The sequence below is a fragment of the Neisseria musculi genome (genome assembly GCF_014297595.2).
Lineage (GTDB): Bacteria > Pseudomonadota > Gammaproteobacteria > Burkholderiales > Neisseriaceae > Neisseria > Neisseria musculi.
The window spans coordinates 2,352,682-2,376,635 of record NZ_CP060414.2; the positions used below are offsets into that span (position 1 = coordinate 2,352,682).

The window sequence follows — 23,954 nt, forward strand, 5'->3', positions numbered from 1 at the left end:
TTCCAACCGATATGGACACGCCTGTTTATCTTTCCCTGCCCGCCGTTACCAGCGTATTGGGCGACGACTTGGCCGCGCATATCGATGCGCTGCTGGGCTGTGATGCTGCGCCGCCGCTGGTGTTTTCCGAGAGCCCGCCCGGCGGCCGGCGTTACGCTTTCGGCGCGGTAACCCGGGCTTTGCGGGCGTTTCCCGCGCACCTGCCCGCGCCGCTTTGCAGCCGCAACAACCGGCTGCTTTGGCATGCGCTGCAGCAGATTGAGCCGCAGATAGCGGCCGTGAAGGCGCGTTTCGGCAAACACAGGGTGGCGGTGGTGATGGGCACTTCCACCACGGGCGGCGATGAAAACAAAGCAGTGTTCCGCCATGTGGCAGAGGGAGGCTCGTGGGCGGAGCAGCCGTTTGACTACGGCCGGCAGCTGATGGCTTCGCCGGCAGAGTTTGTGGCAGAGGTTTATGATTTGTGCGGCCCCGCTTATGTGGTATCGACCGCCTGCACTTCGGGCGCACGCGCCTTAATCAGCGCGGCACGGCTGCTGCGCGCGGGCTTTTGCGATGCAGTGGTGTGCGGCGGCGCAGACACTTTGTCGGCACTGACGGTTCACGGTTTTGCATCGTTGGAAGTGCTCTCGGCAGGGGTTGCCCGTCCGTTTGCCCGTATGCGGGACGGCATCAATATCGGAGAGGCGGCCGCAGCATTTGTGATGACGCGCGAACCGCTGTTTTCAGACGGCCTGCCGCTGCTGGGCTGCGGCGCATCCGGCGATGCTTACCATATGTCGTCACCGCGCCCGGACGGTTTGGGTGCGGTTTTGGCTTTTCAGACGGCCTTAAGCCGTGCCGGCCTGAGTGCGGCCGATATCGGCTGGATTAATCTGCACGGCACCGGCACACAGCAAAACGATGCCATGGAAAGCGCGGCAGTGGCGGCGGTGTTCGGCAGCGGCACCCCCTGCACCTCCACCAAACCCTTTACCGGCCACACGCTGGCGGCGGCCGGCGCGCTGGAAGCGGCATTGCTTTGGGGTATGGTAAGCCGCTCCCTCAACGCTTCGGGCAGGCTGCCGCCGCAATGGCCGCAGGGAGAGGCAGACGAAGCCCTGCCGCCCATCGGCCTCACCGGACGCAACAGCCGCTGGCTGCAACACCGCCGCATCGGTGCCAGCGCCTCGTTTGCTTTCGGCGGCAGCAATGCCGTGCTGATTATCGGCGAGCCGGCAGAGGGCAGTGCCCCGAATCCGCTATAGAAAGTTTTCATGAACAGCAAACACCACAATCCGGATAGTGCAGGCTCCAATCTGCCGTTGGCCTGCCCGATTACCGATATTGCCCCGCTGCTGCCGCACAGCGGCCGTATGGTGCTGCTCGAGTGCATCACCGATTACGGCCGCCACCATCTCACGGCCACCACCAGAGTGGGCGGCAACCATATTCTGCTGGCCGATAACCGCCTGCCCTGTGTTGCGGGCATGGAAATCATGGCGCAGGGCATAGGCGCGCTCATCGGCTGCCATGCCCGCAATTCGGGCAGGCCGGTGAAGATGGGCTTTCTGCTGGGCACGCGCAGGCTGCATCTGTTTGCCGACAGCATTCCCGTGGACACGCAGTTGCTGGTGAAGGTGCAGGAGTCGGTGGTGGATGCTTCGGGCTTCGGCGTGTTTGACTGCACGCTCCACTGGATCGATGCGCCGGAACATGAAAAACACACTTTGCCTGCCAACGGCCTGCTGGCGCAGGCCGCATTGAACGTGTACGGCCCCGATAAGGCTGAAGAGGCCGTCTGAAAACAAAGGCCGTCTGAAAACAAAACAAAGAATGTAAAAATACGCCCCTTTTCTTGAGGGGTAATAAGGTCGTCTGAAATCTGCCCCAAAAGTCGGATATTTTTCCAACCCTGTTCAGACGGCCTCAGGCAAAGCTGCCGTTGAATAAGCCGCTGTTAAACGAAAGGAGTGCGTATGAACGAAACCGTTTTGATTACCGGCTCGAGCAGAGGTATCGGCAAGGCCGTGGCTTTGGGGCTGGCGGCAGACGGCTACCATATCGTAGTGCACTGCCGCAGCCGCCGCAGCGAAGCCGAAGCGGTGGCCGAAGCCGTGCGTGCAGCGGGCAGGCAGGCGCGGGTGCTTCAGTTTGACGTGGCCGAGCGGGCAGCCTGCCGGGAAATCCTGCTTGCCGACATGGAAGCGCACGGAGCCTATTACGGCGTGGTGCTCAATGCCGGCCTCACCCGCGACAACGCCTTCCCGGCCTTGGAAGACGATGATTGGGACACGGTGTTGCGCACCGGTTTGGACGGTTTTTATAATGTGCTGCACCCTGTGGTGATGCCGATGATACGCCGCCGCCGTCCGGGCAGGATTGTCTGCACGGCATCGGTGTCGGGCTTGATCGGCAACCGCGGGCAGGTGAACTACAGTGCCGCCAAAGCGGGCATTATCGGGGCGGCCAAAGCCCTGGCAGTGGAGCTGGCCAAGCGCAACATCACGGTAAACTGCGTGGCGCCCGGCCTGATCGACACCGAAATTGTCGGCAGCGGCGTGCCGGTGGAGGAAATTTTGAAAGCGGTTCCCGCCGCGCGCATGGGGTCGCCCGAAGAGGTGGCGCATGCAGTGCGGTTTCTGATGGATGAAAAAGCCGCCTATATCACCAGGCAGGTGATTGCGGTAAACGGAGGTTTGTGTTGAGGCGGGTTGTTGTAACGGGCGTTGGTGCCGTTACCGCTTTCGGGCGCGATTGGAAAAGCGTTCGGGCGGGTTTCGAGGCGGGACGCAATGCAGTGAAATATATGGATTGGGCAGAGCGTTTCCCCGAGCTGGAGGCGCGGCTGGGCGCGCCGGTGGAAGATTACCGCACGCCTGCACATTGGACGCGCAAACAGTTGCGCAGTATGGGGCGGGGCTCGCGGATGGCAGTGGATGCCGCCGAGCAGGCATTGGCAGATGCAGGGCTTCTGGGAGATGAGGGTATTCAAAACGGCAGCATGGGCGTGGCCGCCGGCTCGTCAGTGGGCAGCACTCAAGATGTGGGGGTGATGGGCGATTTGCTGCTGCACGGCAATTCGCGCAACTTCAACGCCAACACCTATGTGCGCATGATGCCGCACACCATCGCTGCCAATATCGGCATCTTTTTCGGGCTGACCGGCCGCATTATTCCCACCTCCAGCGCCTGCTCTTCAGGCAGCCAGGGTATCGGCTATGCTTACGAAGCCATCAAATACGGCCTGATTGATATGATGCTGGGCGGCGGCAGCGAAGAGTTCTGCCCGTCCGAAGTGTATGTGTTTGATTCGCTCTATGCGGCCAGCCGCCGCAACGGCGAACCGGAGCTTACCCCGCGCCCCTACGACACGGCCAGAGACGGCCTGGTGATCGGAGAGGGTGCAGGTATATTGGTGTTGGAAGAACTACACCATGCCTTAAAACGCGGCGCCCGCATTTATGCAGAAATTGTCGGCTACGGCACCAACAGCGATGGTTCCCACATTACCCAGCCGCAGAAAGCCACCATGCAGCGCTGTATGGAGGCCGCCCTGAAAGATGCCGGCATTGCGCCGGAGCAGGTTGGCTATGTTAATGGCCACGGCACCGCCACAGAGAAAGGCGATGTTGCCGAAACCCAAGCAACAGCAGCCTTATTCGGCAGCGTGCCCATGAGTTCGCAGAAAAGCTATTTCGGCCACACCCTCGGCGCCTGCGGTGCGTTGGAATCATGGTTTTCCATCGAAATGATGAACAGCGGCTGGTTTGCCCCTACCATCAACCTCGACAATATCGACCCCTTGTGCGGCGGTGTGGACTATATCCGCGGCGAAGGGCGGGAAATCCGCACCGATTATGTGATGAACAATAATTTTGCTTTCGGCGGCATCAACACTTCACTGATTTTTAAAAAATGGAACAATTTTTAATCAGCGCGCAAAGTGTATCAAGCGCGCTGCTGCGGCTGTCTGAAAGCAGACGGCGCGCAAACAGTTATGGTGAATACGCTTTAAGTTTCATTCTTTAAGTTTCTTCAAGTTTCATAAAGGGCAGCAGGCAACACAGAATTTCAACCGTAGGGGCGTTTTAATGGGCAAAAACCGCAACACAAATACAGCATCGGGGCTGGTTTGCAGGATTGCCGCCGCCGACTGGGCGCAAAACTATCGGGAAGAGCAGCTTGACCCGGCCGATCTCGGCCGCCTGACCCGCAACCCCGCTTTAGCCCGGCGTTTGGACTGGCAGGTGAGTCGGGCGCTCAAACAAACCGCAAGCGGCTTTTGCCTGTCGTTATCCCACAGCAACGGCCATGCCGCCCTGCTCGCAGGCCATACTCAGGGCACATCGGCAGGTGTCGATATCGAATATCTCCGCCTGAGGGATTTCAACCGTTTGGCAAAATGGGTGTTCAGCCCGGAAGAATGCCTGTGGTGGCAGCAAAGCCCCGATCCGCAGATTGATTTTTATCGGTTGTGGACCATCAAAGAAGCCCTGCTCAAGGCCGGCCGTCTGAATTTTCCTGCCGACATGAAAAAAGTCGGCTTGGATTGCAGCCCGCAAAACCCCAAAAAAATCAGAACAGCGCAGCCCGGGCAAACTTGGTATGGACAAACCGTCAAAATAAACAACTGCATCGCCAGCTGTGTTTGGCAGCAGGAACCAACTTTGCACTGGCAGCCCTTGGGGCAATTGCAAACCTGTGAAATACAGATGATTTGAACAACACAGCTCCCATCCGAACAAGCCGTTTTCAGACGGCCGCATTTTTCAGACGGCCGTTTCCGCCCGGCCCATGCAGCCAATCCGCCGAAGGCAGGCAAGGCGGCGATTCTCAGATAGCGCAAGTGTTGCAAGGTGTACCAATGCGTTATGGCTTATTCAAGAGAGCCGAGGCTATATACCGGCTATAGAGCGAACTTGCTGCATTTCCGTTACGGCGGTGTTGCGGCTTAACTCAAAGAGAGCAATTTTGTAAGCCCCCAAGCGGCAGCGGAATCGGCTCCCTACTGCCATGCTGTTCACAGCCTGCTGCCCGGTGCCGGAAATAATAAAGCGGATTCACTATAGCGGTTTGGGTTTCTCAGGGCTCAGATTGTTAAACACCTGCATGACTGTTTTAGTATTGCGGCCGTCTGAAAGCGGTTTTTTCGGGTTGAGAGTGTTGTTTTTTGAGGGGGGTGTTGGATAAAGTGGGGGTGTGTTGAATAAAATATTCAAGTAAAACATTTTGTTGTAATTTTTTTGTATTGATTTTTTGTATATTGTGTTGACGGTTGGAGTTGGGGTTGTGTATAGTTCGCTTTCTGCTCCGGTGTCGGAGCTGTTCTTTAACAACACAGATTACCGATAAGTGTGGGTGCCTTAGGCCCTGCACTGCGTAGAGACAGACAAGGAACAGACTTGTCGGTTTCTTTGAAGCAGACCAGAAGTTTTAAGTTAGAGATTGAACATAAGAGTTTGATCCTGGCTCAGATTGAACGCTGGCGGCATGCTTTACACATGCAAGTCGGACGGCAGCGGGGGAGTGCTTGCACTTCTGCCGGCGAGTGGCGAACGGGTGAGTAATGCATCGGAACGTACCGGGTAGTGGGGGATAACTGTCCGAAAGGGCGGCTAATACCGCATACACTTTGAGAAGGAAAGCGGGGGACTTTACGGCCTCGCGCTATCTGAGCGGCCGATGTCTGATTAGCTGGTTGGTGGGGTAAAGGCCTACCAAGGCGACGATCAGTAGCGGGTCTGAGAGGATGATCCGCCACACTGGGACTGAGACACGGCCCAGACTCCTACGGGAGGCAGCAGTGGGGAATTTTGGACAATGGGGGCAACCCTGATCCAGCCATGCCGCGTGTCTGAAGAAGGCCTTCGGGTTGTAAAGGACTTTTGTCGGGGAAGAAAAGGTGGTTGCTAATATCAACTGCTGATGACGGTACCTGAAGAATAAGCACCGGCTAACTACGTGCCAGCAGCCGCGGTAATACGTAGGGTGCGAGCGTTAATCGGAATTACTGGGCGTAAAGCGGGCGCAGACGGTTACTTAAGCAGGATGTGAAATCCCCGGGCTTAACCTGGGAACTGCGTTCTGAACTGGGTAGCTGGAGTATGTCAGAGGGGGGTAGAATTCCACGTGTAGCAGTGAAATGCGTAGAGATGTGGAGGAATACCGATGGCGAAGGCAGCCCCCTGGGACAATACTGACGTTCATGCCCGAAAGCGTGGGTAGCAAACAGGATTAGATACCCTGGTAGTCCACGCCCTAAACGATGTCGATTAGCTGTTGGGGCACTTGATGCCTTAGTAGCGTAGCTAACGCGTGAAATCGACCGCCTGGGGAGTACGGTCGCAAGATTAAAACTCAAAGGAATTGACGGGGACCCGCACAAGCGGTGGATGATGTGGATTAATTCGATGCAACGCGAAGAACCTTACCTGGTTTTGACATGTACGGAACCTTTCGGAGACGGAAGGGTGCCTTCGGGAGCCGTAACACAGGTGCTGCATGGCTGTCGTCAGCTCGTGTCGTGAGATGTTGGGTTAAGTCCCGCAACGAGCGCAACCCTTGTCATTAGTTGCCATCATTTGGTTGGGCACTCTAATGAGACTGCCGGTGACAAGCCGGAGGAAGGTGGGGATGACGTCAAGTCCTCATGGCCCTTATGACCAGGGCTTCACACGTCATACAATGGTCGGTACAGAGGGTAGCCAAGCCGCGAGGCGGAGCCAATCCTATAAAACCGATCGTAGTCCGGATTGCACTCTGCAACTCGAGTGCATGAAGTCGGAATCGCTAGTAATCGCAGGTCAGCATACTGCGGTGAATACGTTCCCGGGTCTTGTACACACCGCCCGTCACACCATGGGAGTGGGGGATACCAGAAGTAGGCAGGCTAACCGCGAGGAGGCCGCTTACCACGGTATGCTTCATGACTGGGGTGAAGTCGTAACAAGGTAGCCGTAGGGGAACCTGCGGCTGGATCACCTCCTTTCTAGAGAAAAGAAGAGGGTTTGGGGCATCCACACTTATCGGTGAACTGTGGCATTGAAGATGCGGTTAAAGGTTTCGGAGGGCAGGCGCAATGTTTGTTGTCCGTAACGGGGCCTGGGTTTGTAGCTCAGCTGGTTAGAGCACACGCTTGATAAGCGTGGGGTCGGAGGTTCAAGTCCTCCCAGACCCACCATGATTGGGGGCATAGCTCAGTTGGTAGAGCACCTGCTTTGCAAGCAGGGGGTCATCGGTTCGATCCCGTTTGCCTCCACCAAAACAGTGCAAATGAAAGCGGATTGTAAAGTTTGCTTTGATTTGCGTTGTTGGGAACAAACATTCCCGATACCGCATTGTTCTTTAACAAATTGGAAAGCCGAAATCAACAAACAAAGACAAAGTTGGTCGGATTTGACTCGGGCATCTGCAAGATGCCGGGGTTTGGGCGGTTGAGGCCGTCTGAAAAGAATCCGGCCGCAGTATTTGGGTGATGATTGTATCGACCGTATCCTGAAAGACAAAAGGCAGGATATGGTACACAACAAAGCAGTAAGCTTTATCAGATTAGGGAATCTAAGCAGGATTGGTAGTCAACGCCGGTTACTGCGAAGTCGGAAGGTTCTTCAAATGATAGAGTCAAGTGAATAAGTGCATCAGGTGGATGCCTTGGCGATGATAGGCGAAGAAGGACGTGTAAGCCTGCGAAAAGCGCGGGGGAGCCGGCAATAAGGCTGAGATCCCGCGATGTCCGAATGGGGAAACCCACTTAGTTTACTAAGTATCCCGGAGTGAATACATAGCTCCGGAGAGGCGAACCCGGAGAACTGAACCATCTAAGTACCCGGAGGAAAAGAAATCAACCGAGATTCCGCAAGTAGTGGCGAGCGAACGCGGAGGAGCCTGTATACGATAGCCGTTGGGATAGAAGAATGACTTGGAAAAGTCAGCCATAGCGGGTGATAGCCCCGTATTCGAAATCCGAATGGTGGTACTGGGTATACGACAAGTAGGGCGGGACACGAGAAATCCTGTCTGAAGACGGGGGGACCATCCTCCAAGGCTAAATACTCATCATCGACCGATAGTGAACCAGTACCGTGAGGGAAAGGCGAAAAGAACCCCGGGAGGGGAGTGAAACAGAACCTGAAACCTGATGCATACAAACAGTGGGAGCCCTTTTGGGGTGACTGCGTACCTTTTGTATAATGGGTCAACGACTTACATTCAGTAGCGAGCTTAACCGGATAGGGGAGGCGCAGGGAAACCGAGTCTTAACAGGGCGCAGAGTTGCTGGGTGTAGACCCGAAACCGAGTGATCTATCCATGGCCAGGATGAAGGTGCCGTAACAGGTACTGGAGGTCCGAACCCACGCATGTTGCAAAATGCGGGGATGAGCTGTGGATAGGGGTGAAAGGCTAAACAAACTCGGAGATAGCTGGTTCTCCCCGAAAACTATTTAGGTAGTGCCTCATGTATCACTTCCGGGGGTAAAGCACTGTTATGGCTAGGGGGTCATTGCGACTTACCAACCCATGGCAAACTAAGAATACCGGAAAGTGCAATCATGGGAGACAGACAGCGGGTGCTAACGTCCGTTGTCGAGAGGGAAACAACCCAGACCGCCAGCTAAGGTCCCCAATGACAGATTAAGTGGTAAACGAAGTGGGAAGGCCCAGACAGCCAGGATGTTGGCTTAGAAGCAGCCATCATTTAAAGAAAGCGTAATAGCTCACTGGTCGAGTCGTCCTGCGCGGAAGATGTAACGGGGCTCAAATCTGTAACCGAAGCTGCGGATGCGCCTGGCGCATGGTAGGGGAGCGTTCTGTAGGCCGTAGAAGGTGTGCTGTAAAGCATGCTGGAGGTATCAGAAGTGCGAATGTTGACATGAGTAGCGATAAAGCGGGTGAAAAGCCCGCTCGCCGAAAGCCCAAGGTTTCCTACGCAACGTTCATCGGCGTAGGGTGAGTCGGCCCCTAAGGCGAGGCAGAAATGCGTAGTCGATGGGAAACGGGTTAATATTCCCGTACTTTGATTCAATGCGATGTGGGGACGGAGAAGGTTAGGTTGGCAAACTGTTGGAATAGTTTGTTTAAGCCGGTAGGTGGAGTGTTCAGGCAAATCCGGGCGCTCAAAACACCGAGAAGTGACGACGAGTATCTACGGATACGAAGCAACCGATACCACGCTTCCAGGAAAAGCCGCTAAGCTTCAGTTGGATCAGAACCGTACCGCAAACCGACACAGGTGGGCAGGATGAGAATTCTAAGGCGCTTGAGAGAACTCGGGAGAAGGAACTCGGCAAATTGATACCGTAACTTCGGGAGAAGGTATGCCCTCTGATGTTAAGCCCTTGCGGTGTAAGCATTGGAGGGTCGCAGAGAATCGGTGGCTGCGACTGTTTATTAAAAACACAGCACTCTGCCAACACGAAAGTGGACGTATAGGGTGTGACGCCTGCCCGGTGCCGGAAGGTTAATTGAAGATGTTAGCGCATCGGATCGAAGCCCCGGTAAACGGCGGCCGTAACTATAACGGTCCTAAGGTAGCGAAATTCCTTGTCGGGTAAGTTCCGACCCGCACGAATGGCGTAACGATGGCCACACTGTCTCCTCCCGAGACTCAGCGAAGTTGAAATGGTTGTGAAGATGCAATCTCCCCGCTGCTAGACGGAAAGACCCCGTGAACCTTTACTGTAGCTTTGCATTGGACTTTGAAGGCACTTGTGTAGGATAGGTGGGAGGCTGAGAAGCAAAAACGCCAGTTTTTGCGGAGCCGTCCTTGAAATACCACCCTGGTGTCTTTGAGGTTCTAACCCAGGTCCGTGATCCGGATCGGGGACCGTGCATGGTAGGCAGTTTGACTGGGGCGGTCTCCTCCCAAAGCGTAACGGAGGAGTTCGAAGGTTACCTAGGTCCGGTCGGAAATCGGACTGATAGTGCAATGGCAAAAGGTAGCTTAACTGCGAGACCGACAAGTCGAGCAGGTGCGAAAGCAGGACATAGTGATCCGGTGGTTCTGTATGGAAGGGCCATCGCTCAACGGATAAAAGGTACTCCGGGGATAACAGGCTGATTCCGCCCAAGAGTTCATATCGACGGCGGAGTTTGGCACCTCGATGTCGGCTCATCACATCCTGGGGCTGTAGTCGGTCCCAAGGGTATGGCTGTTCGCCATTTAAAGTGGTACGTGAGCTGGGTTTAAAACGTCGTGAGACAGTTTGGTCCCTATCTGCAGTGGGCGTTGGAAGTTTGACGGGGGCTGCTCCTAGTACGAGAGGACCGGAGTGGACGAACCTCTGGTGTACCGGTTGTGACGCCAGTCGCATCGCCGGGTAGCTAAGTTCGGAAGAGATAAGCGCTGAAAGCATCTAAGCGCGAAACTCGCCTGAAGATGAGACTTCCCTTGCGGCTTGACCGCACTAAAGAGCCGTTCGAGACCAGGACGTTGATAGGTGGGGTGTGGAAGCGCGGTAACGCGTGGAGCTAACCCATACTAATTGCTCGTGAGGCTTGACTCTATCATTTGAAGGACTTTGAAACATAAACAAAGCCTCAGAGATAAAGCTTACCGATGAAGATACTTCATCACCGATACTCGCAATGTTGGTTAAAGAATAAATAAGCGGAGCAAAACCTCCGTAACGGCTTTTTGATTTGTACAGTTTAAGTCTGGCGGCCATAGCGGGTTGGTCCCACGCCTTCCCATCCCGAACAGGACCGTGAAACGACCCAGCGCCGATGATAGTGTGGATACCCATGTGAAAGTAGGTCACTGCCAGACACCCCTTCAAAGCCCCCGGTACGGAAGTATCGGGGGCTTGCTTTCGGTCAGAAAACAACAAACGGGAAACGCTATAGAAGCGCAGAGATAACGGAATAAGGGAACCAATCCAAATCCCAAAAGTAAAGTGTTGCCGGACGGCAACAACAGTTACCATGGTTACCGTTTGCCGGCGGAAAAGTATTTGAAAAACGGGACCCATCGTTTATGATGAATGCAGTACCGGACAGATGAGGGAAGAAGGGCGGTACCGCCACAATATTCATTACGGAGCAAAACCATGAAACTGAAACTTTATTTATTGGGTATCTTGAGCGCGATAACCCCGACGCTGTTGCTGGCGGCGGTAAACATCAACACGGCAACGGCGGAGGAGCTGAAGGCGCTGCCGGGGATAGGGCCCTCGAAGGCTGCCGCGATAGTGGAGTACCGCAGTCAGAACGGCAGCTTTAAAAGCGTGGACGATTTGAAGAATGTGAAAGGGATAGGCGAAGGGATTCTGTCCAAGTTGAGGGAGGAAGCAACGGTAGAGGGCAAAGCAGCGGGGAAAGCGCAGCCGGCAGTGAAGAAACCGGCCAAGTAGGAGACGGGCGGCACACCGGCCTTTGTTCTGCCTGTGAACAGCTGTCTCCCAAAACAGGATCTCCCCGCTTCTCTTTCTCCCCATACGGCAGCAGCTGCCGTATGGGTTTTGTTTATCCGCAGAGTCTGCCGCGGGCAGTGCGCCGGCGCAGCAGGTACAGGACCGCCAAACGGTGCAGGCATAAACAGGCAGCGGCAGCCTGGCAGAGCGAAACGGCCAGATACCGGGGCGAATCCCAGGCAATGCCGCCGCCCTCTGCCGGCACGCTTAACGAAACAGACCATAACCAAAGAGAGGGGATGCCGAAAGCCAGTACGGCAGTCAAGCCCAGTGCGCGAAAAACGCCGACAGGGAAGTCCTGCTGCCGCAAAACGCTTTGGTTGAGTTTCAGCAAAGTCCACAAACCAAACCCGATAAGGATGGCCATACCCCCGTGTGTGGCCGCCTGAAGCCAGCCAAAGGCAATGTCGGGGGAAACGGGCAGGCCGTCTTTGGGCAGCAGGGATTGGCCCGGGTTGAAGCTTTGCAGAATATTGAGGGTAAAAGTGTATACCGTATCGGCCAATATCAGCCATATCGGCAGCGGAGTCAGTAAGCGCTTCATATTGTAAGGCGGGGATAAAAAACAGTTTGTTTAAAGTAGTGGTGGCGGAGTATGGCAGGGGGTACAGTTAATTTACTTGGCTTTGGTGGAAATGACTATAGTGATCCTTTTTTTATTTCCGCTACGGTGCAGCATCCCAATTTTCAGAACGGTTTTGTAAGCCGACCGGGCAACGGAACAGGTTTGGTGTTACTCATACTCTCTTACGGTTTGCCGCCTTGCATCAAAATGAAAAAATCCACTATATCCGCCGGTTTTCAAGCGGGTACAACAGGCAGAAATGCCGGCAAAATAATGCAGACACATGACAGGCCGTCTGAAAAAACTTTCAGACGGCCTTGCGCCATTATATATGTACGGCTCTAGACTAGCAGCTTTATATAAATTTACTTTAAAAGCCTCCAAAGTTGGTGACCCAGTTCATCAGAGTTTCGGTTCCATCGCCATCCGCATTCCTTCAGGTGCAAATCAAAGTTTTTGGTTACGCCGTTGAATTTGGCGGGCCTTTGTTTGGTAAAACTCCGGAAGCTTTCAATACCATTGATGCGCCCGGTACCATCTGCAAACTCATTTTGTCCGTGATTAACGCGCAAATGTTTAGAGTAGCCCGCATCGACCAGGCCGCTGTAACCGCGCCGGCTATCAGAATAAAAACACTCTCCAGAGAGACCTTTCCCAATATAACAGCTTGAAGTGTTTGCTTTTTACAATCAGGAACGATTTCGGTATAAACCCTGCCGTCTCTTTCGAAAATACCAAAGACGGGTTGTTTAAGCGTTCCTCTGCCACGCTTTGACTTGCCATGGAAACCGCGCTACAAATAGCTTTCATCAACCTTTATGCTGCCGTATAACAGGTCTTTTTGCCCGCTTTGGCAGCGGTATGTTTCGTGCCTGAAAATGCGATACCGGTGGTTGATGGTATTGCGGTTGAAGCCTGTCGGCAAAGCGGTTTTTGAGGCTTCTATACCGACACAAAAATGCTTGATAATTTTTTTGAGCCGATGGTCACTTAACTTGGTGTTATATTTCATTTTTCCAGGCTAACAGAGCTATTCTGCCAGTCTAGAGCCTATGTATATATGCGCTGAGCCGGTTATGAATCCAAATTTCCCAATATAATCCGCAACATCCGGCGCAGTGGTTCGGCCGCACCCCAAAGAAGCTGGTCGCCAACGGTAAACGCGCTGATGTATTCGCCCCCCATGTCCAGTTTGCGGATGCGGCCCACGGGAACGCTGGTGGTGCCGGTTACTTTGGCGGGGGTCAGCTCGCGGATGCTGGCTTCTTTTTCGTTGGGAACCACTTTCACCCAGCTGTTGGCCGATGCCAGCAGCTGCTCGATTTCGGAAACCGGCAGATCTTTTTTCAGCTTCAGCGTGATGGCCTGGCTGTGGCAACGCATCGCCCCAATGCGCACGCACAGGCCGTCAATCACGGTGGGATTGCTGCTGCGGCCGAGGATTTTGTTGGTTTCCACGCCGCCTTTCCATTCTTCTTTCGAGCGGCCGTTGCCCAAGTCGGCATCAATCCACGGAATCAGGCTGCCGGCCAGCGGCACGCCGAAGTTGGCGGCGGGGAAAGCATCGCTGCGCAGAAAGTCGGATACTTTGCGGTCGATGTTTAAAATCGCGCCGGCGGGGTCGGCGATTTCGGCTTTGACTTCGTTGTGAATTGCGCCCATGCCTTCAATCAGTTCGCGCATATTTTTGGCACCTGCACCCGAGGCGGCCTGATAAGTCATGCTGGTTGCCCATTCCACCAAATCATTTTGGAATAAGCCGCCTAAGGCCATCAGCATCAGCGATACGGTGCAGTTGCCGCCGATATAGTTTTTTATGCCGCGTTGCCGGGCTTGGTCGATAACGTTGCGGTTGACGGGATCGAGAATAATCACAGCATCATCGTTCATGCGCAGCGTAGAGGCCGCATCAATCCAATAGCCGCTCCAGCCAAGGTCCCGCAGCGGTTTGAATACGGCTTTGGTGTAATCGCCGCCTTGGCAGGTAACAATGATGTCCATCTTCGCCAGTGCGGCAATATCGTTGGCGTCCAGCAGTGTTTTGGTGGTTTGACCGAAATCGGGTGCGGCTCCGCCTACGTTGGAGGTGGTAAAAAATACAGCTTCGGGGATATGGGAGAAGTCGTTTTCCTCCTGCATGCGCTGCATCAAAACCGAGCCGACCATGCCGCGCCAGCCGATGAATCCTACTTTCATTGAGTGCTCCTAAAACAAAAATTGTTTACAAAATAACGCAGAAAATCAAATAATCGCTGTTTTAACTCTCAAGAGTGTAAAAGTAAAGGCTTTTTTATGGTAAGGTGGAAAAAAATTCCAAATCTTAAATAAACGGAGCATCAAATTATGGATATACTTGATTCTAACCCAGCATCGGCAGGCGGAGAAATTGTGGATGTGGATATTGCATCGGCAGGCAGCAGAATTGCGGCCTATCTGTTGAATACGGTATTTACCGTTTTAGTGTTTATTCCTTTGCTTTACAGCATTGTACTGCCTCTTGTGGAGCATTGGGATGAGCAGCACCCCGAAATTTTGAGCCAAATCACATGGAACGGCCCGCTTGTCGCAGGCAGCTTGCTGCTGCTTTTGGTTTATCTGGTTGTACAGATGTGGCTGATGTCGAAGGACGGGCAATCTTTCGGTAAAAGAATATTAAAAATCAGGGTGTTAAAAAGTAATGGTGAAAACCCCGGCTTTTGGGGTACGGTAATGCTGCGCGAGGTTTTGTTTAACGTTATCGTGAGCATTGCTTCAATGATTATTGGTTATTTGATTACACTGGTGCTGAAAGGCGGCACGGAAACCGCGGAATTAATCGGTAATGCCTTATCACAATTGTTGTGGATAGTATGTTTGGTGATGTTGTTCAACAAAACGAAAAACCGCCGCACCTTGCAGGATATATTGGCGGACACAGTGGTGGTTAAGTTGCCGAAAAGATAAGCGCCGGAAGCGGTGAGGACGGAAGGCACTGCTTCATCAAGATTCTGTTTTTATAGCAGACTAATTGCAAGGGGCACTTTAATGCACTACTGTATTGCTTGCGCTTTGGCCGCATCGGGAATGTGTTTTAATCCGCTCTAACCGGCCTGCTTTAAAATAATCAGAGTGTCGGCTAACCTTTACCGCTACTGCTGCACTATTTGCTCTACCTGCATTTTGCCTCTGTGTAGTTATCGGGGGGATTGTGAACTTATTACTTATTATAATGAATAAGGCCGTCTGAAAAGTTTCAGACGGCCTTATAAAGATAAAAAGCACTTGGTGGAAACCAAATGCTTTAAAATCTGGTGGAGGTAAGCGGGATCGAACCGCTGACCTCTTGCATGCCATGCAAGCGCTCTACCAACTGAGCTATACCCCCAAAAGTTTTGGTGGCGAATCAGGGACTCGAACCCCGGACACAAGGATTATGATTCCTCTGCTCTAACCGACTGAGCTAATTCGCCGTTTGATAAGAGCACAATTATACGGTTTTTTTGTTGCGGGGCAACCGCTTTAACGGTGATTATATGTTTTTATTTGATTTTTATGAAAAAATATTTGGAGGCCGTCTGAAAATTTTTCAGACGGCCTTTTGTTATAAAAAAAGCTTAAAGCTTGTGGCAGATGTCGCCGGCGGCAAAGCCCGGCCATGCTACATCCACATCACGGCCGAATGCCATGACTTTAAACAGATCCCCCATTTCGTGTTGGCCTAAAAGTTTGTGAAGCGCGGCGGTTTCACGAATATAAGCAGGTGTGCCGGGTTCGGCGGTTTGTACCAGCAACTCCGTGATGCCGAGATTGAGCAGAAAATTAGCTTGGGTGGTGTAGCCGATTAAATCCAGGCCGCCATCGGTGCCTGCTTGGGCGGCACCGGTAAAATTGACGTGGGCGGTCAGGTCGGTTAAGCCGATTTGAAAAAACGGGTCGTGCACGGTGTGGTGGCGGTAGTGTCCGATTAAAGTGCCCATATGCCGCTGCGGGTGGTAATACTGGGCGGCATCAAAGCCGTAGTCGATGAAAACCAACCCACCCCGCACGAGTTTTTCTGCCAGCGTGCGGATAAAGGCGTGTTGGACGGGGTGCAGCTCGCTGGTGTACGGTTCATTGGACGGAAAACAGGCCGAAGCATCGGCCAGCAAGCCGGCTTGGCTGAGCGGGCGCGGGGATTGGATAAAGGCGTTGTGTTCCAAAGCCACGCCGATTTGCCAAAATTGCCCGTGTTCGCGGCGGATAAGCTCACAGGGCATGGCATCGAGTACTTCGTTGGCGATAATGATGCCGTTAAATGTGTCGGGAAGTTCGGTTAAATGAACGACTTTTCCCGCTGCGTGGGGAGCCTGCTTGTCAATGCAGGCTCGCTGTCGTTCTGCTAATTCATTAGATATTTCAATGATGTAGTAATGATTTAGGCCGTCTGAAAGCGATTGCAGCAAGCTGGCGGCCAATTCGCCGGTGCCGGCGCCGAATTCGTAGATGTTGCCATCGGTTTGCGGCAACAGTGGAATAAGCTGGCGGGCAAGTGTGCGGCCGAACAGGGGCGTAAGGGCAGGGGCAGTTATAAAATCCCCTGCCGCCCCGATTTTGTGCCCCCCTCCGGTGTAGTAACCGTAGCGAGGAGCGTAGAGTGCCAGCTCCATAAAACGGGAAAACGGAATCCAGCCGCCGTATTCGCGGATGTCTGCTGCAATCAGGATTTGCAGGGCTTGGGAAGATATTGCGGCGGTATTGGGAGGGGTGGGTAATTGCACGGTCATAAATGTTAGAAAATGTAAATTTTATCAAAGGGGCGATGTATGATGCCTGTTGTTAGAAATCATACTCTATTTTAATATTTTTACTATATATGGTAATTTTAATAAAAAAATAATACTAGATATAGTGATTTTTATATATACAGGGTGAGCAAAGCAGGTGGCCGGCCTGCTTTTATGATACTTAAGTGTTTGTCTTTTTAGTTGTTTTTCAGAAAAGCAGGTTTGACCGCAATGTTGAAATTGCATATAGTGTGGGTGTGTGGGGCAATGTGTGTCAAAGTGTTACTGTTGCCCGTTTTTAATCACGGAGTGGGATAAAGTGTTTGGCGGTGTTCATGAATTGAGCATAGACAGCAAAGGGCGGTTGGCGGTTCCTGCCAAGTTCCGCGAATTGTTGCTGCGCCATTACACACCGGCTGTGGTGGCAACGCTGGATTCACGCAGCCGCCTGCTGATTTATCCCGAGGCCGAATGGGCGGGCGTGGCTAAACAGCTTTTGGCGTTGAAAACGGCGGGTAATCCAACGCTGCAACGCTATCAAAATTTGTTGCTGCACAATGCCGACACGCTTGAGCTGGACACGGCAGGGCGCGTGTTGCTGCCTGCCAACCTGCGCCGCCGCGTGGATTTTGATAAAGAAGTAACGCTGGTGGGGCGTGCCAACCGTTTGGAATTGTGGGGCCGCGAGCATTGGGAGGCTGAAATGGATCGTGCCTTGGATATTGATCCCGATGAGTTGGCTTCAGAGTTGGGTCAAACGGATTTGCAGCTGTGAACGGTGCCGAAACTTTGCAACACATTACCGTGTTGCTTCACGAAGCGGTGGATGCGCTGGCTGTGCGGGAAAGCGGTGTTTATGTGGACGGCACATTCGGCAGGGGAGGGCATTCCCGCCTGATTCTGTCGAAACTGGGGGCGGAAGGGCGTTTGATAGTGTTCGACAAAGACCCGCAGGCCGTTGCCGTTGCCAATGAATTGGCAGAACAAGACAAACGCGTGAGTGTAGTGCACAACGGTTTCGCCACTTTTCAGACGGCCTTGGACAGGCTGGGCGTTGGTCAAATAGACGGTGCATTGTTTGATTTGGGTATTTCATCGCCTCAGATTGACGAGGCGGCGCGCGGATTCAGTTTCCGTTTCGATGCTCCGCTGGATATGCGCATGGATCCCACCCGGGGCATTTCGGCAGCCGAATGGCTGGCATGTGCGGCCGAGCAGGAAATACACGAGGTAATCAAAAACTATGGTGAAGAGCGGTTTAGTCGCCAAATTGCACGCGCCGTTGTTTCGCAGCGCGCAACGGCGCCCATCGATACAACCCGCAAGCTGGCGCAGCTCGTGGCGCAAAACGTCCGTAGCCGCGAGCGCGGGCAAGACCCGGCGACCCGGACGTTTCAGGCCGTTCGCATCTTCATCAACCGTGAGCTTGAAGAAATAGAAGCCGTGCTGCCGCAGGCAGCGGGTGGGTTGAAAGCAGGCGGCAGGCTGGCAGTAATTGCCTTTCATTCGCTGGAAGACCGTATCGTGAAACAGTTTATCAAGCGTTATTCGCAGCACCCGCCCCTGCCCCGCTGGGCCGCAGTGAAAGAAGCCGACCTGCCGCAGCCGCCGTTAAAGCCGGTGGGCAGGGCAGTCAAACCGGGCAGGGAAGAAACCGCAGCCAACCCGCGTGCACGTTCTGCCGTATTGCGCGTTGCCGAACGCACCGGCGGCAGTTTTACAGCGTTTTATCGTGAAACCCAATAAAAACAATACTGCTCTATTTAGGTTTAATGAGAACGATTTTACAAGCAGCTGAAGCGGGGCAGAATCGGCACCGTGCCGTTTCTACTGCCTGCCCCCTGCGGTTTGGTGTTTTGCTGCTTTTTATTTTGTCCGCTATGGCCGTGTGCGGTTGCCGGTTTAAGAGGCCGTCTGAAAACAGGGCCGTTTGGAAATATGAATAAATTAAACGTAATTTTATTGGCAGCGGCATTGTTGTCGGGTTTGGCGGTAGTAACCGTTCAAGACCGGTCGCGCCAATATTATATGTCGCTGGATAAGGCTGAAAAGCACGAAGTCCGGCTCGAACAGGATTATGCGCGTTTGAAGCTCGAACAGGCCAAGCTGTCGAACCATACACTAATCAAAGAAGCGGCAGAGCGGCAAAGGCTGCATCCCCCGGGCGTATCAGATACGCGCATGATTGAGATGAAATAAAAGGCGGCTTTTTAAAAATACATCAAGGCCGTCTGAAAAAAATGAGAAGTTGCCATGCTGATTAAAAACGAATACAAGCCCCAGATGCTGCCCAAGCAGCCCAAGGCCAAGAAGCCCGTTTCCACCAACGGGCGCATTGCCTTTGTGCTCGGCGGTTTGGCTTTGGCATTTGCCGCTCTGGTGGGGCGCGGGGTTTATCTGCAAACCACGCAGCACGAGTTTCTGAAAAACCAGGGAGACCAGCGTTTTGTGCGTACGGTAGCCTTGCCCGCTTCGCGCGGTACCATTACCGACCGCAACGGTGCCACATTGGCATTGAGCGCCCCCACCGAATCGCTGTATGCCGTGCCTTCGGGCATGGAGATCCAACCTTCTGCCGCACAAATCGAGCAGCTTTCCGCCCTTATCGGGGTGCCCGTTGCCACCATTGAAGAGCGGCTGGCAAAAAAAGATAAAGACTTTATCTATTTGAAACGGCAGCTTAACAAGGAAACTGCCGACAAAGTGGCCGCGTTGGGCATCAAAGGCTTGGCATTCCAGCAGGAAACCAAGCGGCACTACCCGATGGGCAACCTGTTTGCACACGTTATCGGTTTCACCAATATTGACGGCAAAGGCCAAGAAGGGCTGGAATTGGCGCGCGAAGACGAGCTGCGTGGTGAAAACGGCGCCAAAGTCGTACTGCGCGACAACAAAGGCAATATTGTCGACAGCCTTGATTCTCCCCGCAACCGGGATCCGCAAAACGGCAGCGATATGGTGATGTCGCTCGACCAGCGCATTCAGGCGCTGGCTTACGAAGAATTGAACAAAGCCGTTGCCCACCACCGTGCCAAAGCCGGCAGCGCGGTGGTGCTTGATGCGCAAACCGGCGAAATACTGGCTTTGGTAAACAGCCCCGCCTACGACCCCAACCATCCCGGCAGTGCCGACAGCAGCCAGCGCCGCAACAGAGCCGTAACCGATATGCTTGAGCCGGGTTCGGCCATGAAGCCGTTCCCGATTGCCAAAGCACTGGATTCAGGCAAGGCCAATATCCATTCCCGCTTCAACACCCATCCCTACAAAATCGGGCCGGCCACCGTGCGCGACACCCGCGTGTATCCTTCGCTTGATGTGCGCGGCATCATGCAGAAATCCTCCAATGTGGGCACCAGCAAGCTCTCGGCCATGTTCAAGCCCGAAGAAATGTACACATTTTATCAAAGCCTGGGCGTAGGCCGCAGAATGCACTCGGGCTTTCCCGGTGAAAGCCCGGGCATGCTGCGCAAATGGCAAAACTGGAGGCCTATCGAGCAGGCCACCATGTCGTTCGGCTACGGCCTGCAAATGAGCCTGCTGCAACTGGCACGCGCCTACACCGTGATTACCAGCGATGGCGAGCTGTTGCCCGTGAGCTTTGAAAAACAGGAGGCCCCGCCCAAGGGCGAGCAGATTATCAAACCTGAAACCGCCCGTGCCGTGCGCAATATTATGGTTTCTGTAACCGAAAAAGGCGGCACCGGCACCATGGGCGCGGTTGATGGTTTTGACGTGGGCGCGAAAACCGGCACCGCCCGCAAGCTGGTGAACGGCCGCTATGCCAGCAACAAACACGTTGCCACTTTTGTAGGTTTCGCACCGGCCGAAAGCCCGCGCGTGATTGTGGCCGTGTCGATAGACGAGCCAACGGCAAACGGCTATTACGGCGGCGTGGTTGCCGGCCCCGTGTTTAAAGGCATCATGGGCGGCAGCCTCAACATTCTCGGTGTGTCGCCCACCAAGCCCCTGAAGGAAACCCCCACCATTCAGACGGCCAAACGCTAAAGAGTTTTTTATGTTCAGCGAAAGCATTCCCCCGGCTGAAACCGACCTGCCGCCCCTGCTGTGCCAAGATGCAGCGGGGCGGCGGTTGCACTCAGACAGCCGCAAAATCCGCCCCGGCGACATTTTCATTGCCTGCACAGGCGAATATACCGATGGGCGCAGCTTTATTCCCGATGCCATCAGAAACGGAGCCGCCTTTGTATTTTGGGACGATGACGGCAGTTTTTCCTGGCACCCCGCCTGGAACGTTCCCAACCAGGGCATCAAAGATTTGAAAAACAGGGCGGGCATTCTGGCCGCCGCCTTATACGGCAATCTTTCAGACGGCCTTTCGGTTTGGGGCGTAACCGGCACCAACGGCAAAACCTCGATTACCCAATGGCTCGCACAGGCTGCCGACATACTCGAAGGCCGCCCGGGCAGCTGCGCCGTAATCGGCACGGTCGGCAACGGCTTCTGGGGCAGCCTGCAAGAAACCGCCCACACCACGCCCGATCCCGTTTCGGTGCAAACCCTGCTGCACAGTTTCAAACAGCAGGGCGCGCGCGCCGTGGCGATGGAAGTGTCCAGCCACGGCCTCGACCAGGCGCGCGTTAACGGCGTATCTTTTCAGACGGCCGTGTTCACCAATCTCACCCGCGACCATCTCGACTACCACGGCAGCATGGAAGCCTACGGCGAAATCAAATCACGCCTGTTTTACTGGCACGGCCTGCAACACGCCGTGATGAATGCAGACGATGCCTACGGCGCCGGGCTGGCAGGCCGTCTGAAAACCGAACACCCGGGCCTGGCCGTTTACCGCTACGGCTTTGCCGAACACGCCGATATCCGCATCACCGGTTTTACCGCCTCTTCAGACGGCATGACGGTAACGCTCGACACCCCGTGGGGCGCAGGCGAATGCCGAACCCGCCTGCTCGGCCGCTTCAACGCCCAAAACCTCGCCGCCTGCGTAGGCGTGCTGTGCGCTGCCGGCTACCCGCTGCAACACGTGTTGGGCGCACTGGAGCGCATCCGCCCTGCCACCGGCCGCATGGACTGCATCATGAACCCCGGCAAACCGCTGGTGGTGGTCGATTATGCCCATACCCCCGATGCCCTCGAAAAAGCACTCGCCACCCTGCAGGAAATCAAACCGCAAGGCGCAAATCTTTGGTGCGTGTTCGGCTGCGGCGGCAACCGCGACAAAGGCAAACGCCCGCTGATGGGCTTTGCCGCCGTTGCCGGTGCCGACAAAGTGGTGGTAACCAGCGACAATCCGCGCATGGAAGAGCCGGCCGACATCATCAACGACATTCTGCCGGCAGTGCCGGACCCCGAGCACATCGAAGCCGACCGCCGCTCCGCCATCGGCTATGCAGTGAAACACGCCGCCGCAGGCGACATCATTCTGATTGCCGGCAAAGGCCACGAAACCTATCAGGATGTTCAGGGCGAGAAGCATCACTTTTCCGATTTCGAAGAAGCGGAAAAAGCGCTGGCGCAAAGATAAAACCGGATGGCAATTACTGTGTCAGACAGCCTTTGGGGGTGGTTTGAACAGGCCGTCTGAAAACAAAAAGTAAATAAACTCACTGACAGAACGGAAAGGAAAACGAATGGGAATTTATCGTTGTAATAAATGCGGACATTTGGCAGAGCATGCTTGGCAGCCGAATATGACAGAAGTTGCCTGTTTGAAATGCCAAGCACCCAATAAGGTTTACGACACCTTATTTTTTGTGCAGAAGCTTTTGGAGCGCTATTTTGCCGTTAATCGGGAATTACGGGCGCTGAAAGCCCAAGAGCAGGAAATGCCGGAAGATAGCGGCCAAACGCCGCAACAGCAGGAGCAGGAGCAAAATAATTTATTGGTGGGCGTGAATCTCGCCGCAACCGATGTGCTGGCAACAGAAGAGCAGCATGAGCCGCTTAAACAATGGTTTATCAAACAAAATATTGTGCCTGCGTTTGATTTTTCGGCGGTCGATATGAGCGGCTATTTTGACGAGGCCGCTTCGGAAATCGGAGGGAAATACCACATCACTAAGGATATTTTAGGCCGTATCGGGTGGGCATACCGTAACAACCATACCGGAATCAATCTCGACATAGGCAAAATGGCGCAGAAAGATGCGCAACTGATTAACAATATGTGCCGCCAGTTTTACAGCCATACATTATTTGCCAAATATTTTATCAGAAGCAGGAAAAAATTATCCGGCTGAATCTGCAAAAAGCCGCTGCCATCAAGCATTTTTTCAGCGGCGGTTGGTTGGAATGGTATGCCCTGGGCAAAATGTTGGCCGAAGCCAAGCAGCGCGGCAAGACATATGCCTTTTCTTGTGCCCGCAATGTGAAAATCAGATTCAGTAATGAAGATGTGTATGAATTGGATGTGGTTTTCCGGCCGGCCGGGCAGCCGCCGCTGGTGATTGAATGTAAGTCGGGTGAGTTCCGCCAAGATATTGAGAAATATGTGCGGTTGAGAAAGCGTTTGAATTTGCCCGCTGCCAAATTTATTGTGTTGGCAACCGATTTGGAAGATGCTCAGGCAGCGGCATTGGGCAGTATGTACGGATTAACCTTTGTTACACCCAAAACATTAATGAAACATATGCGGGCAGTGATGTAGATTAAGGAAGGAAATGTTTCAGACGGCCTTTGTCGAAACAAATAACAGGCCGTCTGAAACCAACGAAAGGAGCCCGATAAGTGATATCGAAACCTGCCGGGCGGCTGGTGTGTTTTGCTGCAGTTTTCTTGTGGGGCTGTCAAGCCGTGCGCCCGAGCCAAGAGCTGGCCGAACTGCAGGCGCAACCCGCCCCCGCCGCGCAAAGTTTAATCAACCCCGTTAAAGGCAAAAAGTTCGACGACACTTGGGGTGCACTCCGCAGCGGCGGCCGCAGGCACGAAGGCGTGGATATTTTCGCCAAAAGCGGCACGCCCGTGCGCAGCACCACCAACGGCATTATTACCAAGCGCGGCAAAAACAGGCTGGGCGGCAAAGTAATCGGCATACAGGGCCCCGGCGCATGGCACTACTACGCCCACCTGAAAAAATTTGCCGGTGCGAAGTTATACGATAAAGTGAAGGCCGGCGAAGTTATCGGCTATGTGGGCAAAACCGGCAACGCCAAAACCACGCCGCCGCACCTGCACTACGGCGTTTATACAACCCACGGCGGCGCGGTGAATCCTTATCCGTTGATTGACCAGAATAGATGAGTTGAGTTTGGGTAAATTTAAGTATCAGAAGCAAATATAAAA

16 protein-coding genes, 4 tRNA genes, 3 rRNA genes and 2 pseudogenes are annotated in these 23,954 nt (G+C 54.0%); 19 read left to right on the forward strand and 6 right to left on the reverse strand.

Annotation, left to right across the window (positions count from 1 at the left end):
* The first annotated feature begins 11 nt into the window (after nt 1-11).
* From H7A79_RS12185 to H7A79_RS12235, 11 genes are all read left to right on the forward strand, one after another.
* A complete protein-coding gene (locus H7A79_RS12185) occupies nt 12-1,247 on the forward strand; it encodes a beta-ketoacyl-ACP synthase (protein WP_187000392.1) in 1,236 nt (411 codons plus the stop codon).
* Nucleotides 1,248-1,256: 9 nt separating this feature from the next.
* Nucleotides 1,257-1,784 (forward strand): hotdog family protein, encoded by a 528-nt coding sequence (locus tag H7A79_RS12190; RefSeq protein ID WP_135036059.1) that lies wholly within the window; start codon nt 1,257-1,259, stop codon nt 1,782-1,784.
* A gap of 174 nt (nt 1,785-1,958) precedes the next feature.
* On the forward strand, nt 1,959-2,687 hold the full coding sequence (fabG, locus tag H7A79_RS12195) for a 3-oxoacyl-ACP reductase FabG (RefSeq protein WP_135036062.1): 729 nt from the start codon (nt 1,959-1,961) through the stop codon (nt 2,685-2,687).
* Complete coding sequence (locus H7A79_RS12200) at nt 2,681-3,913, forward strand: beta-ketoacyl-ACP synthase (protein ID WP_187000393.1); 1,233 nt, start codon at nt 2,681-2,683, stop codon at nt 3,911-3,913. The genes fabG and H7A79_RS12200 overlap by 7 nt, the downstream gene beginning before the upstream one ends.
* A 160-nt stretch (nt 3,914-4,073) precedes the next feature.
* On the forward strand, nt 4,074-4,703 hold the full coding sequence (locus H7A79_RS12205; RefSeq protein WP_135036068.1) for a 4'-phosphopantetheinyl transferase family protein: 630 nt from the start codon (nt 4,074-4,076) through the stop codon (nt 4,701-4,703).
* Between the two features lie 726 nt (nt 4,704-5,429).
* A 16S ribosomal RNA gene (locus H7A79_RS12210) occupies nt 5,430-6,970 on the forward strand.
* Nucleotides 6,971-7,085: 115 nt separating this feature from the next.
* Nucleotides 7,086-7,162: transfer RNA gene (locus H7A79_RS12215), tRNA-Ile, on the forward strand.
* 5 nt (nt 7,163-7,167) lie between these two features.
* Nucleotides 7,168-7,243, forward strand: a tRNA-Ala gene (locus tag H7A79_RS12220).
* 357 nt (nt 7,244-7,600) lie between these two features.
* Nucleotides 7,601-10,484 (forward strand): 23S ribosomal RNA (locus H7A79_RS12225).
* 150 nt (nt 10,485-10,634) lie between these two features.
* Nucleotides 10,635-10,747 (forward strand): 5S ribosomal RNA (rrf, locus tag H7A79_RS12230).
* The 16S, 23S and 5S rRNA genes sit together here with 2 tRNA genes alongside, the layout of an rRNA operon.
* A 286-nt stretch (nt 10,748-11,033) precedes the next feature.
* A complete protein-coding gene (locus H7A79_RS12235; RefSeq protein WP_135034493.1) occupies nt 11,034-11,330 on the forward strand; it encodes a ComEA family DNA-binding protein in 297 nt (98 codons plus the stop codon).
* A 112-nt stretch (nt 11,331-11,442) separates the two neighbouring features.
* Here the strand turns inward: H7A79_RS12235 and H7A79_RS12240 are convergent, their stop codons facing one another.
* The 3 genes and pseudogenes from H7A79_RS12240 to asd all read right to left on the reverse strand — a co-directional run bounded on the left by H7A79_RS12240 (nt 11,443) and on the right by asd (nt 14,151).
* Entirely contained in the window at nt 11,443-11,934 is a 492-nt protein-coding gene (locus H7A79_RS12240; protein WP_187000394.1) for a hypothetical protein, read from the reverse strand.
* Nucleotides 11,935-12,320: 386 nt separating this feature from the next.
* A pseudogene (locus H7A79_RS12245) lies at nt 12,321-12,967 on the reverse strand (IS1595 family transposase).
* A 62-nt stretch (nt 12,968-13,029) separates the two neighbouring features.
* Nucleotides 13,030-14,151: an aspartate-semialdehyde dehydrogenase gene (asd, locus tag H7A79_RS12250; RefSeq protein ID WP_135035810.1), complete on the reverse strand. Its 1,122-nt coding sequence runs from the start codon at nt 14,149-14,151 to the stop codon at nt 13,030-13,032.
* Nucleotides 14,152-14,298: 147 nt separating this feature from the next.
* Here asd and H7A79_RS12255 point away from each other — a divergent pair, with 147 nt between their 5' ends.
* Entirely contained in the window at nt 14,299-14,898 is a 600-nt protein-coding gene (locus H7A79_RS12255) for an RDD family protein (RefSeq protein WP_187000395.1), read from the forward strand.
* A gap of 345 nt (nt 14,899-15,243) precedes the next feature.
* Here the strand turns inward: H7A79_RS12255 and H7A79_RS12260 are convergent.
* The 3 genes from H7A79_RS12260 to H7A79_RS12270 all read right to left on the reverse strand — a co-directional run bounded on the left by H7A79_RS12260 (nt 15,244) and on the right by H7A79_RS12270 (nt 16,697).
* Nucleotides 15,244-15,319: transfer RNA gene (locus tag H7A79_RS12260), tRNA-Ala, on the reverse strand.
* An 8-nt stretch (nt 15,320-15,327) separates the two neighbouring features.
* Nucleotides 15,328-15,404, reverse strand: a tRNA-Met gene (locus H7A79_RS12265).
* A 144-nt stretch (nt 15,405-15,548) separates the two neighbouring features.
* The gene (locus tag H7A79_RS12270; protein WP_187000396.1) at nt 15,549-16,697 is read right to left on the reverse strand and encodes a class I SAM-dependent methyltransferase; all 1,149 of its coding nucleotides are present in this window, start codon (nt 16,695-16,697) and stop codon (nt 15,549-15,551) included.
* A gap of 319 nt (nt 16,698-17,016) precedes the next feature.
* Between H7A79_RS12270 and mraZ the strand changes: the two genes are divergently transcribed.
* The 7 genes and pseudogenes from mraZ (at nt 17,017) to H7A79_RS12305 (ending at nt 23,912) form a co-directional block, all read left to right on the forward strand.
* Nucleotides 17,017-17,472 (forward strand): division/cell wall cluster transcriptional repressor MraZ, encoded by a 456-nt coding sequence (gene mraZ / locus H7A79_RS12275; protein ID WP_135035819.1) that lies wholly within the window; start codon nt 17,017-17,019, stop codon nt 17,470-17,472.
* The gene (gene rsmH, locus H7A79_RS12280) at nt 17,469-18,443 is read left to right on the forward strand and encodes a 16S rRNA (cytosine(1402)-N(4))-methyltransferase RsmH (protein ID WP_187000397.1); all 975 of its coding nucleotides are present in this window, start codon (nt 17,469-17,471) and stop codon (nt 18,441-18,443) included. Before mraZ ends, rsmH begins: the two co-directional genes overlap by 4 nt.
* Nucleotides 18,444-18,635: 192 nt before the next feature.
* On the forward strand, nt 18,636-18,896 hold the full coding sequence (ftsL, locus tag H7A79_RS12285; protein WP_187000398.1) for a cell division protein FtsL: 261 nt from the start codon (nt 18,636-18,638) through the stop codon (nt 18,894-18,896).
* Between the two features lie 54 nt (nt 18,897-18,950).
* Complete coding sequence (gene penA / locus H7A79_RS12290; RefSeq protein WP_187000399.1) at nt 18,951-20,702, forward strand: peptidoglycan D,D-transpeptidase PBP2; 1,752 nt, start codon at nt 18,951-18,953, stop codon at nt 20,700-20,702.
* Between the two features lie 10 nt (nt 20,703-20,712).
* On the forward strand, nt 20,713-22,197 hold the full coding sequence (locus H7A79_RS12295; protein WP_187000400.1) for a UDP-N-acetylmuramoyl-L-alanyl-D-glutamate--2,6-diaminopimelate ligase: 1,485 nt from the start codon (nt 20,713-20,715) through the stop codon (nt 22,195-22,197).
* A gap of 106 nt (nt 22,198-22,303) precedes the next feature.
* A pseudogene (locus H7A79_RS12300) lies at nt 22,304-23,319 on the forward strand (hypothetical protein).
* A gap of 80 nt (nt 23,320-23,399) precedes the next feature.
* Complete coding sequence (locus H7A79_RS12305; RefSeq protein ID WP_187000401.1) at nt 23,400-23,912, forward strand: M23 family metallopeptidase; 513 nt, start codon at nt 23,400-23,402, stop codon at nt 23,910-23,912.
* The last annotated feature ends 42 nt before the right edge of the window (nt 23,913-23,954 follow it).

Excerpts from the sequence above, each read along its gene's own strand:
- penA (WP_187000399.1), top strand. The coding sequence starts at position 18,951 with ATGCTGATTAAAAACGAATACAAGCCCCAGATGCTGCCCAAGCAGCCC.
- H7A79_RS12205 (WP_135036068.1), top strand. The coding sequence starts at position 4,074 with ATGGGCAAAAACCGCAACACAAATACAGCATCGGGGCTGGTTTGCAGG.
- H7A79_RS12295 (WP_187000400.1), top strand. The coding sequence starts at position 20,713 with ATGTTCAGCGAAAGCATTCCCCCGGCTGAAACCGACCTGCCGCCCCTG.
- H7A79_RS12240 (WP_187000394.1), bottom strand. The coding sequence starts at position 11,934 with ATGAAGCGCTTACTGACTCCGCTGCCGATATGGCTGATATTGGCCGAT.
- H7A79_RS12270 (WP_187000396.1), bottom strand. The coding sequence starts at position 16,697 with ATGACCGTGCAATTACCCACCCCTCCCAATACCGCCGCAATATCTTCC.
- H7A79_RS12255 (WP_187000395.1), top strand. The coding sequence starts at position 14,299 with ATGGATATACTTGATTCTAACCCAGCATCGGCAGGCGGAGAAATTGTG.
- fabG (WP_135036062.1), top strand. The coding sequence starts at position 1,959 with ATGAACGAAACCGTTTTGATTACCGGCTCGAGCAGAGGTATCGGCAAG.
- asd (WP_135035810.1), bottom strand. The coding sequence starts at position 14,151 with ATGAAAGTAGGATTCATCGGCTGGCGCGGCATGGTCGGCTCGGTTTTG.
- ftsL (WP_187000398.1), top strand. The coding sequence starts at position 18,636 with ATGAATAAATTAAACGTAATTTTATTGGCAGCGGCATTGTTGTCGGGT.
- H7A79_RS12185 (WP_187000392.1), top strand. The coding sequence starts at position 12 with ATGGACACGCCTGTTTATCTTTCCCTGCCCGCCGTTACCAGCGTATTG.
- H7A79_RS12190 (WP_135036059.1), top strand. The coding sequence starts at position 1,257 with ATGAACAGCAAACACCACAATCCGGATAGTGCAGGCTCCAATCTGCCG.